Here is a 13,038-nt window from a genome sequence, read left to right as displayed (position 1 = left end):
ACGCGGATCCCGCGGACTCGCTGAGCGGCACCCGAGGAGGGGATCCATGTACCGGAACCAGTCGAGCATCTGGTCGGACACCGGGGTGCTCCTGGGCGGGGCGTGGGCCCGGCTCCGCGCCGGCGGCTGGCGTTTGGCGGGACTGCTGCTGCTCACCCAGACGGCGATTCTGGTGCTCGCGCTGCCCGCCATCGGCTGGCTCTTTCGGGAGGCGCTGCGCGCGGGCGGCATGTCCGGGCTTGATCTGGGCCGCCCGTTCGCGGGCCCCGGCCTCCCCCTCACCGTCTCGTTGATTCTCGCGATCGTGATGGTGTCGTTCTGGCTCCTGATCCTGCAGTTCACCGCACTCGTTGTGCTGCTGCGCTGGCCGTCACTGACGGGTCGGCAGTTTCTGGGCGAGCTCGGCCGCATCGCCCGCGCGCTGCTCAGCCCCCGGTCGTTGCCGCTCCTCGGCTACCTCTTTGTGCTGGTCCCCCTGAGCGGTTTCGGCTTCACCTCCGCGCTCACGCGCGGGATCGCGATCCCGTCGTTTATCTCCGGGGAACTGATGAAGTCGAGCGCCACCGCGATCGGTTTTGCCGTGTTCCTGCTCGTGCTGGCCTGGCTCAACGTCCGCTTCGCACTCACCGTCCCGCTCTTCGTCCTGACGAGCTGCCGACGTCCGTTGCGCACCAGTTGGCGGCTCACTCGCGGGCCGCGCTCCTGGGCCCCGATCGTCCTCGCGACCGTGGCGATCACCGCGCTCGGCTCTCTGGCGGGCGCGCTCCTCGCCGTGGTGTCGCTCCTGCCCACGGCCGCAGCCGACGCGTTCATGCCGGACGCGGCCCCCGGCATTGCCGCCGTGTCGCTCGGGATCGCGCAGACCGGCGGGATGCTCCTCAGCGGCGGCGTCACCGCGGCGATCGCGGCGGCCCTCATCGTCAAGCTCCAGCGCAGCAGCGACCGATTCCCCGAATCTCTGGCGGTGCTCCCGCACCCCGCGACGCGGGCCACGGCCCAGCCGTCCGCTCCCGATGCCCCGGGTCGTCGCCCCGCGATCCTGACCGCCACGCTCGCCGTGATCGTCGCCGCAGGGTGCAGCGTCGCGGGCTGGGGCACGCTCCACCGCCTCGCCGCGGCCCCGGACACGCTGGTGCTCGCGCACCGCGGCTTCTCGGGTGGCGGCGTGGAGAACACGCTCAGCGGGCTCGACGCCGCGGACGAGGCCGGTGCCGATCTCGTCGAGATGGACGTGATGCAGACCCGCGACGGCGAGTTCGTGGCGATGCACGACGCGAAGCTCGACCGGCTTGCGGGGCGGCCGGACGCGGTGAAGGATCTCACGCTCGATGAGCTCACGCAGATCACCGTGCGGGATCTCGCCGGGCACGAGGATACGATCCCGAGCTTCGCCGACTACGTGCGCCACGCGCAACGCCTCGACATGCCCCTGCTCATCGAGATCAAACTCGGGGGCGGCGACACCCCGGATCACGTGGAGCGGCTCATTGCCGAGCTCGAGGAACTCGACGCCCTCGACCAACACATCTACCACTCCCTCGACGCCCCGAGCGTGGAACGGCTCAAGCAGCTCCGCCCTGATCTCACGGTCGGCTACACGATGGCGTTCGCCGGCGGCGGGGTCCCCGACACCATCGCGGACTTCATCGTCGTCGAGGAGTGGACCGCCACCGTGGCGATGCAGGACGCGGCCCGGGCGGCCGGGCTCGGCTTCATGACGTGGACCGTGAACGACGAGGACGGGTTCCGCGAGCACCTTCGCCGGGGATCCGACGGCATCATCACGGACCACCCCGATCTGGTGCTCGCGGCGCGCGCCGAAATTCAGGACGAGAGCGGCGTCGCCGAGGCACTCGTCGACGCGCTCACACGCTTCGTCAGGATCGGCTAGGACGCGTCCTGGGCGTGCTCCGCGGCGCGGCGCTTGCGCCGCCACGAGGCGAACGCGCGGCCCAGCTCGATCAGGATCGGGATCCCCGGGATCAGCACGAGCACGATGATGAACACCTCGCTGTACTCGCGCACAAACGGGATCTGCCCGAGGAAGTATCCGAGCAGCGTGACGCCCACACCCCAGAGCAGCGCTCCGACGGCGTTGTAGACGATGAACTGGCGGTAGCGCATGTTGCCGACGCCGGCGGCGGCGGGCACAAACGCGCGGAAGATCGGCAGGAAGCGGGCGATGATGATCGCCTTCGGGCCGTGCTTCTCGAAGAACTCGTGCGTGCGCGCGACATTCTCCGGATTGAACAGTCGGCTCTTCTTCCGGTTGAAGATCGCCGGGCCGAGCTTCCGCCCGATCATGAAGCCCATCTGATCGCCCGCGAAGGCGAACACAAACAGCAGCAGGCAGGTGATCCAGATCGGCACGTCGATGATGCCGGTCGCGGAGAACAGGCCGACCGTGAACAGGAGCGAGTCGCCGGGGAGGAAGGCGAGCACGAGCACGCCGGTCTCCAGAAACACAAACGCGCAGGCCAGCACGAGTGCCGCCCAGCCGCCCGCCTGCAGCAGGGTTTCGGGATCCAACCATTCGATGCCGAACAGTGCCGGTATGGTCGTCGCGGTCAGTGCGGCTAGCATCGAAGTCACGTGATTCGGCTCTGCTCTCGTCTCGGGTGCGCGAGGTACGGCGGTGCCGGTCCCCGCGAACATTATGCCGCGATCTGCTGGAAACGTCCTGTCCACGAGGGCGGGCGTATCCTGGATGCGAAGCCAAGGACACACACGGAGGGGGCACGGAATGCACACACCAGCCACGCATCGCATCGGGGCGCGGTACCTCGCCTGGGCCGCCGCGCTCGCCGCGGGCGCACTCACGCTCAGCGGCTGCGTCACCGTGAACGTCCCGCCGAAAACGGACGCGGGATCAGGTAATGCCGGTTCCTCGGGCGGCCACGACGGGACCGAGTCGCCGGGGCCCAGCACGCATCCCCACGGCGACTCGGACTTTCCCGCAGCGGGCATCCCCACCTCGGTGCAGTGGCCGTCCGACTGGCTCGAGGGCATCGCTGCCGAGTCGGCAGGCGTGCGCGGCACGATCGTCGCGATCGACCTGGATTACGAGCGCGGGCAGTGGATCTGGGAGGTCACGAGCCGCGATCCGGGCGAGGGGAACGCGCACCCGACCCGCGGGTTCGAGGCCGACCTCGCGGCGGACTCCCTCGAGGTGCTCGGCTCCCGGGAGGTGCAGCTCGACGCCGAGGAGCAGGCGCAGGTGACGATCGGGATCGCCGAGGCCGCGCGGCTCTCGGGCGAGACCGCGCCCAGCCCGCGCCTCACGGAGCTCGCGCTCGACGAGGATCGCGGCGTGCCCGTGTGGGAGGCGAGCCTCGTGGACACCGCGAGCTGGGCGGAGACCGAGGTGACCATCGACGCGGCCACCGGCGAGGTGCTGCGACGCGAGGCGGACTGATCCGGCGCTCGCGGATCCGGCGCTCGCTGACCCGGCGCTCGCTGACCCGGCGCTCGCTGACCCGGCGCTCGCTGACCCGGCGCTCGCCACAACCGACCGCGTACGACAGAAGCGACCCGGGGCTCGCAGGAATTCCTGCGTGTCCCGGGTCGCTTCTGTCGTTGCGGGTCGGTGCTGTCGGGGCCGCGCTAGGCGGCGGCCCGCTCCGCCATCTCCACCACGTTCTTGAGCAGCAGCGCGCGGGTCATGGGGCCCACGCCGCCCGGGTTGGGTGAGACCCACCCGGCCACGGACGCGACCGCGGGATCCACGTCGCCGACGACCCGGGACTTGCCCGTCTCGGGATCGGTCTTGCGGGAGACGCCCACGTCGAGCACGATCGCGCCGGGCTTCACGTCCTCTGCCCGCACGATCCCCTCGACGCCGGCCGCAGCGACGATCACGTCGGCGCGGCGCAGCTCGGCCCCCAGGTCCTGCGTGCCGGTGTGGGTCAGCGTCACCGTCGCGTTGAACTCGCGGCGCGTCAGCAGCGGGCCGATCGGGCGACCGACCGTGATCCCGCGCCCCACGACCACGACGTGCTTCCCGGCCCACGACAGGCCGTTGCGCTCCACGAGCTCAATGACCCCGCGCGGCGTGCACGGCAGCGGCGAGGTGATCTCGGTGTTTGCGTTCAGCACGAGGCGGCCGAGGTTCGTCGGGTGCAGCCCGTCCGCGTCCTTCGCCGGGTCGATGCACTCCAGAATGCGATCCGTGTCGATGTGCTTCGGCAGCGGCAGCTGCACGATGTAGCCCGTGCAGCTCGGGTCCGCGTTGAGCTCGGCAAGAACCGCTTCGAGTTCCTCCTGCGTGACCGACTCCGGCAGTTCGCGCTTGATCGACGCGATCCCCACCTCGGCGCAGTCGCGGTGCTTGCCCGCGACGTACCACTGCGATCCGGGATCCTCGCCCACGAGCACGGTCGCGAGGCCGGGAACCACGCCGCGGGCCGCGAGGGCCGCGACGCGCTCCGTCAGCTCCTGCTTGATCTCGGCTGCGGCACGCGTGCCGTCGAGCCGCTGCGCGGTCGCCTCAGGCACCGGACTTACCACTGCTCGAGGCCGGGGTACAGCGGGAACGCGTCGGCAAGCTTCGTGACGCGCGCACGCAGTTCCTCGATGTCGCCCTCCTGGCGCAGGGCCAGCGCGATGATGTCCGACACCTCGGCGAACTCGGTGTCACCGAAGCCGCGGGTCGCGAGCGCCGGAGTGCCGATGCGGAGGCCGCTCGTGACCATCGGCGGGCGGGGGTCGAACGGCACCGAGTTCCGGTTGACCGTGATCCCGACCTCGTGGAGCGCGTCCTCGGCCTGCTGGCCGTCGAGCTTCGAGTGGCGCAGATCGGCGAGCACGAGGTGCACGTCCGTGCCGCCCGTGAGGACGTCAACGCCGGCGGCCTTCGAGGCCTCGGTGGTGAGCGCCTCAGCGAGCAGCTTCGCGCCGGAGAGGGTGCGCACCTGACGGTCCCTGAACTCGTCGGTCGCGGCGAGCTTGAACGCGGTGGCCTTCGCCGCGATCACGTGCATCAGGGGGCCGCCCTGCTGGCCCGGGAACACGTTCGAGTTGAGCTTCTTGTAGAGGTCAAGATCGTTCGTGAGGATGAAGCCGGAACGCGGGCCGCCGATGGTCTTGTGCACCGTCGAGGACACGACATGCGCGTGCGGCACCGGGTTCGGGTACAGGCCCGCAGCGACGAGCCCCGCGAAGTGCGCCATGTCCACCCACAGGGTCGCGCCCACCTCGTCGGCGATCGCGCGGAAGGCGGCGAAGTCGAGCGTGCGGGGGTACGCCGACCAGCCGGCGATGATGACCTTGGGCTTGTGCTCGAGCGCCTTCGCGCGCACCACGTCCATGTCGACGAGGAACGTCTCCGGGTCGACACCGTACGACTGGACGTTGTACAGCTTGCCCGAGAAGTTGAGCTTCATGCCGTGGGTCAGGTGTCCGCCGTGTGCGAGCTCCAGGCCGAGGATCGTGTCGCCCGGCTCCGCGATGGCGGAGAGCACGGCGGCGTTGGCCTGCGCGCCCGAGTGGGGCTGCACGTTTGCGTACTCGGCACCGAACAGGGCCTTGGCGCGGTCGCGCGCGAGGTTTTCCGCAACGTCGACGAACTCGCAGCCGCCGTAGTAGCGGCGGCCGGGGTAGCCCTCGGCGTACTTGTTGGTGAGCACGGAGCCCTGGGACTCGAGAATGGCGCGGGGCACGAAGTTCTCGCTCGCGATCATCTCGAGGGTGCCGCGCTGGCGGCCGAGCTCCTGCTGCAGGACCTCGGCGATCTCGGGGTCGACTACCGAGAGCGGCTCGTTAAAGAACGCTGACTGGGTGGACATCTCTCACTCCTCAAACATCTGTTCCGCACGCGCGGAGGGACCTGCGGATATCGACCCAGGCGAGCGGCCATCCATGAAGAGTTGTCGTTCCCCGATGGTGAACCATCTGTACGCCAGTCACGACGGTCTCAGCATACCAGCGCGCGCAGAAATTGCACCCGGCTGCCGGCCCGCATCGGTGACGCGTCGGCGCCACGCGAGTTCGGCCGTGGCCCGATCCGGCACCCCGCGGCTTTCCGAGGGTGCCCCCGCCAGGGCGAGCTCTCGGGCGTGCGGGGCGGCGTCCATTTCCCCCAACTCCTCGCGCCCCCTGGCGGGCGGCGCACGGGCCGGGTGGAATACAATGAGTCGGATGAACACGATCGCCGCTGACCAGCCCGACCCCCAGTGGGTGCTCACCCTTTCTTGCATCGACGGACCGGGTATCGTGCACGCGATCAGCGGTGCCGTCGTTGCCGCCGGCGGCAACATCGCGGAGAGCCAGCAGTTCGCGTCCGCGGACACCGGCCGCTTCTTCATGCGACTGCAGGTCGAGGCCGTCGCCCAGCCCGAGACGTTCGAGACGCGCTTCGAGTCGGCGGTCTCCCCCGTGACCCAGCGCTACAACATGACCTGGCGGCTCGACCGCGTCGGTCGTCCCGTGCGCACGCTGGTGCTCGCCTCGACCGCCACGCACTGCGTCAACGACCTGCTCTACCGCCAGCGGGGCGGGCAGCTGCCCATCGAGGTGCCGCTGATCCTCTCGAACCACGAGACCGTGCGCGACATTGCGGAGTTCTACGGCGTCCCGTTCGAGCACCGCGCGATCGCGAACCCCGCCGATCGGGCGGCGTTCGAGGCCCGCGTGCTCGAGGCCGTCGAGGAACACGACATCGAGCTCGTCGTACTGGCCCGCTACATGCAGATCCTCTCACCCGAGCTGTGCGCGGCGCTCGAGGGCCGCGCCATCAACATCCACCACTCCTTCCTCCCCGGCTTCAAGGGGGCGAACCCGTACAAGCAGGCGCACCAGCGCGGGGTGAAGCTCATCGGTGCTACCGCGCACTTCGTGACCACGGACCTCGACGAGGGGCCGATCATCGAGCAGGACGTCGCCCGCGTGGACCACTCGTACTCGCCGCGCGAGCTCGTGCAGCTCGGCCAGGATGAGGAGGCGCGCGTGCTGCGCCGCGCCGTGAACTGGTTTGCGGAGAACCGCGTGCTCGTCGACGGCGACCGCACGATCATCTTCCGGTAGCCGGCACCGCGCCCGGAACCACGCGATCCCCCGCCCCGCACATGATGTGCCGGGCGGGGGATCGCGTGTTTCCGGAGGGCTACAGCTGCTCGCGGTGAGCTTCTCGCAGCTCGTCGACCGCCTTTTCGAGCGCCGGATCGTCGCCACGTGCGAGCCCCGCGTACTGCAGCAGGACGCCGTCCTCCGTCGGAATCGCCTTCACCCACATGCGGCGGCGCGGCACAAACAGCGACCACATGAGCCCGCCGAGCGCGGCGAGCGCGAACACCAGGATCCACTCCTGAGCCGGGTTGCGCATCACGTCGAACGCGGCGTAGCGCGGCACCTCGTCCAGAGTGAGGGTCCCCATGCCGTTCGGCAGGTCTACGGTCTCGCCGGGGGCGATCTCGAGTGATTCCTTGTCGACGGCGCGACCGGTGATCTGCTCCATCTTGGTGGTGTCGAGGGCGTAGACGGACTGCGGGACCCCGTCGTCGATGCCCAGGTCCCCGGTGAACACGTCGAGCGTGAGCAGCGGGTTCTCAAGGTCGGGGTAGTTCGAGGTGTAGGCCCCCGTCTCCAGCTCGGCCTTCGTGGGGTAGAAGAAGCCGCGCATGCCCACCTGGGTCGGCTTGCCGTCGGCGCCCGTCATCCCGAAGGGCACCTTGAGCACGCCGAGCGAGGTCATCGTCAGGTTGTCCTGCGGGATGAACGGCATGGCCTCGCTGTAGACCGTCTCGCCATCGTGGTTCTTGATCGTGATGCGGGGCGCGTAGCCGTTCGCGATCAGGTAGATCGGGGACCCGTAAACGCGCAGCGGGTGGTTGACGCGGATGATGTGCTCACCCTCGGCCTCCCCCTCCGGGTCGATCAGCGTCATGTTCGCCGTGTAGTCCTTCACGTTGCCGAGCGCCGAGACGTTGCCGTCCTCGGGGGTCATGTAGCTGACCTCGAGCGAGTTCAGGCGGATCCCGAAGGGCACGAGGCTCGACGTGTCGAAGGCGTTGCCACTGTTGACGGTGTCGTAGTCGATGAGCTGATTCACCATCGTCTCGCCCTCGATGAGCACCTTCTGCCCGTTGAAGGTGAAGACGCCACCGATACCGACGCTCACGAGCACCCCGAGCAGGGAAATGTGGAACAGCAGGTTGCCGGTCTCGCGGAGGTAGCCGCGCTCCGCGGAGACCGAGATCTCCTCGGCACCGCGGCGCTTCGCGCGCTGGATCTCGACGCGATAGCGCTGCTTCTTGAGCATGTCGCGCGCCGTTTCGACCGCGCGCAGCGCGAACGCCTCGCGCTCCTCAGGCGTCGCCTCCGGGTTCGAAACCCGGATCTCCGAGAAGCCGGCCATGCGCTTCAGCAGCGCGGGCGTCTTCGGCGGGGTGCCCCGCCACGCCTTCCAGTGGTGCACGATGCGCGGCAGCACGCACCCGATCAGGGAGATGAACAGCAGGAGGTAGATCGCGGAGAACCACACGGAGCCGTACACGTCGAACGCCTGGATCGGGAAGGCATCAAGGATCTTGAACAGCTCGGGGTGATCCTGCTGGTACTGCAGCACGCCGTTCGGGTCGGCGGAGCGCTGCGGCACGAGCGAGCCCGGGATCGCCGCGACCGCGAGGAGCAGGAGCAGGATCAGGGCGACCCGCATGCTGGTCAGCTGCCGCCAGAACCAGCGCCCCCAGCCCTTCAGGCCGAGCTCGCCGCCGTCCGCACCGGGTGCGGGGCGTGATCCGCCCGCGCCGGTGCCATCATCGTAATCAGAGGGGCGTGACATATCCGCCAATCACCGCCTGCAGTGCGTACATCATCATGCTCCAGAGCCCGGTCACCATGAGGAGACCGATGAGGATCAGCAGTCCGCCGCCGATCAGGTTCACGGCACGAATGTGCCGCTTGAAGAAGTTCATCGTCTGCGTCATCCACCCGAAGCCAAACGCGGCGAGCACAAACGGCAGGCCGAGGCCCACGCAGTAGGCGATCGCGAGCACGATCGAGCGGGACACCGATCCCTGCTGCAGGCTCAGGCCCATGATGACCGTGAGCGTCGGCCCCATGCACGGCGTCCACCCCACCGCGAACACGGCACCCAGCACCGGCGCACCGGCGAGGCCGAGCTTCGGCTTCATGGTCAGTTTCTTGGTGGTCTGCATCTTCGAGAACAGGCCGATGAACACGAGCCCCATCGCGATCACGAACACCCCCATGAGGCGCGTGATCAGGTTCTCCCATTCCAGCAGCCACACGCCCACGGTTCCCGCCGCGGCGAGGAACGTGACGAGCACCACGCTGAATCCGGCCACGAACAGGGTCGCGCCCCACACCATCCGGCGGCGTGCGGGCGGCTGGCCGGGGGTCCCGCCGGCGCTGGCGCTGGCATAGGCCAGGTACCCGGGCACCAGCGGAAGCACGCAGGGCGACAGGAACGAGATGAGGCCCGCGGCGATCGCGATCAGGGACGCAACGAGGAGCTGCCCGTCCGCGACGACGTCAAAGACGTTCATTCCGCGGACTCGTTCGCGCCGTCCGCTGCGTCGGCCTTCCGGGGGACCTCGACGCCGGTTTCGGCGAGCGTCTCACGGATCAGCGTCGGCAACTGCGAGGCGCCCGCGAGCTGGCCGAGCACTCGGTGCGCGACCCGCCCCTCGGTGTCGAGGATCAGCGTCGTGGGCACGGCGTTCAGCGGGACCTGCCCGGCGAACGCGCGCTGCACGGAACGGCCGCCCGCAACGTCCATGATGGAGGGGTATTCGATTCCGAATTCCTCCGCGAACTGCTGGGCCTGCGCCACCTGATCGCGGGTGTTGATCCCGAGGAACGCGACGTGCTCCCCGGCGAACTCGTCGTAGGCGGACACGAGATCCGGTGCCTCCGCCCGGCACGGCGCACAGCCCGCGTACCAGAAGTTGACGACGGTGACCTTGCCGAGGATGTCGGCGGAGCTCAGCGTGGATCCGTCCTCCACCTCGCCGGTGAACTGCACGGGGTCGGTGCGCTCCCCCTCCGGGAAACTCGCGGACGTGCCGTCGCCGGAGATGTAGCCCTTGTCGCTCGCCTCTTCCCACTGCTTCGAAAGGTCCTGCCCGCCGCCGCTGCACGCCGACAGGGTCAGCGCGGCGGCGAGGCCGAGGGCAACGGCGGCACCGATGCGGCGGAGAGTCATACGGCCCCCACGTCCACGGCGTCGTCGAGGAGCCCGGCGGCCGGGGTCCGGTAGTCCACCTCGAACCAGCGCTCGCCGCGCTTCTCGAAGCTGGTGATGCTGGAGAGATCGCAGCGGCGGGACGCCGGGTTGTGGAACAGCGGCTTTCCCGCGATGTCGAGGTGAGCCATCCAGATCGGCGACTGGTGCGACACCATCACGATGTCGCCCCCGCGGGTCTCGTCCCACGCCGAGTCCATCGCGGCCCGCACCCGCGCCGCGACCGAACGGTAGGGCTCGCCCCAGCTGGGGAGAAACGGGTTCCAGAACTTGTGCCAGTACTTCGGCTTCTTGAACGCGGCCTCGGGACCGGAGTTCACCATGCCCTCGAAGTAGTTCGTGGGCTCGATGATCCGCTCCTCGGTCGCGATCTCGAGCGACAGCGCGCTCGCGATCGGCCGCGCCGACTGCTGGGCACGCTCCAGCGGGGATGCGAAGAGTCGCGCGACCTTCCGGTCGCTTCCGGCCAGCTCGAGGGCTGCGGCCTCGGCCATACGGTGTCCACGCTCGGAAAGGCGGAAGCCCGGGATCCGGCCGTACAGCACCAAATCTGGGTTATGCACCTCGCCGTGGCGTACCAAATGCAGCAGTTTGTCGCTCACGGGGACCATTCTAGATGCGCCGACTCTGGGAATCCCGGGAACATACCCCTCCCGGGTGTGCTGGCCGCGCGGGCCCGGGGCGTGGGCTGCGCGCGGTCCCGAGGAGATCCTGCGGCAAGGTGCCGGATCCGGCCCCGAATCTCCTCGGAATTCGTGAATCTCCTGCCGGTTCGTGAACCGCGCCTCACGGGCCCCGGGCACCGGCCACCGGGCACCGGGCACCCGCCCCGGTGGCCCGGGGGTTATTTCAGTCCGGAGCGGACGAAGGCGTCCACGACATAGCGCTGCAGGAAGACATAGATGCCCAAGATCGGGAGGCAGGCGAGCGCGCTCGCGGCCATGATCGCGCCCCAGTTGTTGCCCTCCGCCCCCATGAACCCTCTGATGCCGACCTGGATGAGGTCAGTGGACTGCTGCATGATCAGCGACGGCCACAGGTACTCGTTCCACGCATTGATGAACAGCATGATGCCGAGCGCGGCGAGCGCAGGCCGAAGGTTGGGCACGACCACCTCCCACAGCGTGCGCCACGGCCCGCGCCCATCCATCTCGGCCGCGTCCAGGAGCTCGCGCGGGAACGACTCAAGGTGCTGCCGAAGCAGCATCACCGCGAAGGCCGTGGCGAGCTGTGGCACCATGACGCCGAGGATCGTGTTGAGCAGGCCCATCTTCGAGATGAGCACGTAGTTCGGGATCATGGTGACCTGGAACGGGACGAGCCAGGAGCCCACGAACAGCAGGAAGAGGATCTTCTGGCCGCGGAAGCTCCACCGCGCGAAACCGTAGGCGGCGAGGATCGCCACGAGGAGCTGCCCGACCGCGAGCACGAGCGCCATCCCAAACGTGTTCCCCAGCATCCCGAGGATCGGGATCGTGTCCCAGACGTACTGGAAGTTTTCCAGGCTGAACGGACCCGGGAACGGGTTCGTTGACAACATCTCGTCGGCCGGGCGGAACGCCGTCACAAACATCCAATAGATGGGGAAGACCGAGATGATCGCGAGCACCGTCATGACGACGTGTGCCGGGATATTCCCGAACCGTCGCCGACGCCGGGCACCGCGCAGGGCCCGCGTGGCGGAGTCGATGGGGGCCGCGGCGGCGGGTGCGTCCCGGTGCTGCGGGGCGACAAGCGTGAACGTCATGAGCGGGGATCCTTCGCGACGGGGCAAACGGGGCGGTGAGGGGTCCGGGCAGCTGCCCCGGGCTGGCTAGTTGTCATGGAAGCTCAGTCGTTCCGAGAGCTCGACAAACAGCAACGCGATCAGCCCGAAGCCGAGGAAGAACACGGTGCCGGCGGCCGCGGACAGTCCCGCGTCGAAGTTCCGGAACCCGAACTGGTACAGCAGATAGTAGATGTTCGTGGAGGACCCACCCGGCCCGCCCTGCGTCGCGAGATCGATGATGGGGAACGTCCACTGGGCCGAAAGCAGGATCGTCATGAGCCCGAGGAACACGAGCGTCGGGGAGAGCAGCGGAAGCGTGATTCGGCGCGTGATCTGCGCCGCCGTCGCCCCATCGGTCGCGGCCGCGTGGCCGTAGTCCGGGCTGATTCCCGCGAGCCCGGCGGAGACGACCAGCACCCCGAAGCCGAGCATCTGCCAGCCGACGATCACCACGACCGCCCAGAGCGAGGAGTCCGGCTCGCGAAACACGTTCCCGAGCTCGATGCCGAGCGTCCGCGCGACCGCGGGGATCGTGCCCCCTTCCGGCGCGAACATCCAGCGCCAGATCGCGCTCGTGGCCACCGGGGTCACGAGGAACGGGACGAAGATGAGCGCCTGGTACACCGTCTTCGCGCGGCCTGCGACCTGCCGCGAGAGCAGAGCGAAGATGACCGGAAGCGCCACCGATACGCCGAGGAATGCGACGGTGTAGATCAGGGTGTTCCAGAGTGCCTGATGCAGCTCGGGGAGCGACAGCACGGTGGCGTAGTTGGCGAAGCCGACGGGCTGCTTCGGCTGCGTGGGGATGAGGTTCCAGTCAAAGAACGACAGTTCAACGGTCTGCGCGAGTGGCAGGTAGGTCCACACGATGAGCAGCGCCGTGGCGGGAAGCACGTAGAGGTACGGGGCCAGCGCGAAGCGGCGCCGGGCCGCCCGCGGAGCCGCGGAAGCCGCGTGGGCGGCCTCCGCAGACCCCGCGAGCGCCGCAGGCTTCGCAGCCTCCGCCTGCTCCTCCGGGGAGAGTACTGGGGTGAACACTCGAGAATCCGATCTGGTCAGCGAAGCGAGC

General features: G+C 68.9%; 12 protein-coding genes and 1 riboswitch. Of the genes, 3 read left to right on the top strand and 9 right to left on the bottom strand.

Annotation, left to right across the window (positions count from 1 at the left end; translation table 11 throughout):
• Positions 1-46 precede the first annotated feature (46 nt).
• Positions 47-1,891 (top strand): glycerophosphodiester phosphodiesterase family protein, encoded by a 1,845-nt coding sequence (locus D3230_RS13870; protein WP_202345631.1) that lies wholly within the window; start codon positions 47-49, stop codon positions 1,889-1,891.
• Here D3230_RS13870 and D3230_RS13865 read toward each other — a convergent pair.
• A complete protein-coding gene (locus D3230_RS13865) occupies positions 1,888-2,583 on the bottom strand; it encodes a DedA family protein (protein WP_202345665.1) in 696 nt (231 codons plus the stop codon). The genes D3230_RS13870 and D3230_RS13865 overlap by 4 nt on opposite strands.
• 160 nt (positions 2,584-2,743) lie before the next feature.
• On the opposite strand from D3230_RS13865, the gene D3230_RS13860 reads away from it, so the two are divergent.
• Positions 2,744-3,415, top strand: a complete 672-nt coding sequence (locus tag D3230_RS13860) for a PepSY domain-containing protein (RefSeq protein WP_202345630.1) — start codon at positions 2,744-2,746, stop codon at positions 3,413-3,415.
• A 188-nt stretch (positions 3,416-3,603) separates the two neighbouring features.
• Here D3230_RS13860 and D3230_RS13855 read toward each other — a convergent pair whose 3' ends face one another.
• A complete protein-coding gene (locus tag D3230_RS13855) occupies positions 3,604-4,494 on the bottom strand; it encodes a bifunctional methylenetetrahydrofolate dehydrogenase/methenyltetrahydrofolate cyclohydrolase (RefSeq protein ID WP_202345629.1) in 891 nt (296 codons plus the stop codon).
• Between the two features lie 5 nt (positions 4,495-4,499).
• Positions 4,500-5,783: a serine hydroxymethyltransferase gene (glyA, locus tag D3230_RS13850; RefSeq protein ID WP_202345628.1), complete on the bottom strand. Its 1,284-nt coding sequence runs from the start codon at positions 5,781-5,783 to the stop codon at positions 4,500-4,502.
• A gap of 46 nt (positions 5,784-5,829) precedes the next feature.
• Positions 5,830-5,914: riboswitch (ZMP/ZTP riboswitch) on the bottom strand.
• 221 nt (positions 5,915-6,135) lie between these two features.
• On the opposite strand from glyA, the gene purU reads away from it, so the two are divergent.
• Entirely contained in the window at positions 6,136-7,020 is an 885-nt protein-coding gene (gene purU / locus D3230_RS13845; protein ID WP_202345627.1) for a formyltetrahydrofolate deformylase, read from the top strand.
• 79 nt (positions 7,021-7,099) lie between these two features.
• On the opposite strand, the gene resB is transcribed toward purU, so the two are convergent.
• From resB to D3230_RS13815, 6 genes are all read right to left on the bottom strand, one after another.
• Positions 7,100-8,776: a cytochrome c biogenesis protein ResB gene (gene resB / locus D3230_RS13840; RefSeq protein ID WP_202345626.1), complete on the bottom strand. Its 1,677-nt coding sequence runs from the start codon at positions 8,774-8,776 to the stop codon at positions 7,100-7,102.
• Complete coding sequence (locus tag D3230_RS13835) at positions 8,760-9,503, bottom strand: cytochrome c biogenesis CcdA family protein (RefSeq protein WP_202345625.1); 744 nt, start codon at positions 9,501-9,503, stop codon at positions 8,760-8,762. The genes resB and D3230_RS13835 overlap by 17 nt, the downstream gene beginning before the upstream one ends.
• Positions 9,500-10,162: a TlpA family protein disulfide reductase gene (locus D3230_RS13830; RefSeq protein WP_202345624.1), complete on the bottom strand. Its 663-nt coding sequence runs from the start codon at positions 10,160-10,162 to the stop codon at positions 9,500-9,502. Before D3230_RS13830 ends, D3230_RS13835 begins: the two co-directional genes overlap by 4 nt.
• Complete coding sequence (locus tag D3230_RS13825; protein WP_202345623.1) at positions 10,159-10,812, bottom strand: histidine phosphatase family protein; 654 nt, start codon at positions 10,810-10,812, stop codon at positions 10,159-10,161. The genes D3230_RS13830 and D3230_RS13825 overlap by 4 nt, the downstream gene beginning before the upstream one ends.
• A 233-nt stretch (positions 10,813-11,045) precedes the next feature.
• Positions 11,046-11,948 carry a carbohydrate ABC transporter permease gene (locus D3230_RS13820; protein WP_202345622.1) on the bottom strand — a complete coding sequence of 301 codons (903 nt, stop codon included), beginning with the start codon at positions 11,946-11,948 and terminating at the stop codon, positions 11,046-11,048.
• A 66-nt stretch (positions 11,949-12,014) separates the two neighbouring features.
• Complete coding sequence (locus D3230_RS13815; protein WP_337249193.1) at positions 12,015-13,007, bottom strand: carbohydrate ABC transporter permease; 993 nt, start codon at positions 13,005-13,007, stop codon at positions 12,015-12,017.
• Positions 13,008-13,038 lie beyond the last annotated feature (31 nt).

The organism is Leucobacter chromiireducens subsp. solipictus, assembly GCF_016758195.1.
In the GTDB taxonomy this organism is placed as follows: Bacteria; Actinomycetota; Actinomycetes; order Actinomycetales; family Microbacteriaceae; genus Leucobacter; species Leucobacter solipictus.
The sequence above is the reverse complement of the archived record's forward strand: the minus strand, read 5'-3'. Positions and strand labels throughout refer to the sequence as shown.

Coding starts and splice junctions, on each gene's coding strand:
- D3230_RS13870 (WP_202345631.1), top strand. CDS start 47: ATGTACCGGAACCAGTCGAGCATCTGGTCGGACACCGGGGTGCTCCTG.
- D3230_RS13865 (WP_202345665.1), bottom strand. CDS start 2,583: ATGCTAGCCGCACTGACCGCGACGACCATACCGGCACTGTTCGGCATC.
- D3230_RS13860 (WP_202345630.1), top strand. CDS start 2,744: ATGCACACACCAGCCACGCATCGCATCGGGGCGCGGTACCTCGCCTGG.
- glyA (WP_202345628.1), bottom strand. CDS start 5,783: ATGTCCACCCAGTCAGCGTTCTTTAACGAGCCGCTCTCGGTAGTCGAC.
- purU (WP_202345627.1), top strand. CDS start 6,136: ATGAACACGATCGCCGCTGACCAGCCCGACCCCCAGTGGGTGCTCACC.
- resB (WP_202345626.1), bottom strand. CDS start 8,776: ATGTCACGCCCCTCTGATTACGATGATGGCACCGGCGCGGGCGGATCA.
- D3230_RS13835 (WP_202345625.1), bottom strand. CDS start 9,503: ATGAACGTCTTTGACGTCGTCGCGGACGGGCAGCTCCTCGTTGCGTCC.
- D3230_RS13830 (WP_202345624.1), bottom strand. CDS start 10,162: ATGACTCTCCGCCGCATCGGTGCCGCCGTTGCCCTCGGCCTCGCCGCC.
- D3230_RS13825 (WP_202345623.1), bottom strand. CDS start 10,812: ATGGTCCCCGTGAGCGACAAACTGCTGCATTTGGTACGCCACGGCGAG.
- D3230_RS13820 (WP_202345622.1), bottom strand. CDS start 11,948: ATGACGTTCACGCTTGTCGCCCCGCAGCACCGGGACGCACCCGCCGCC.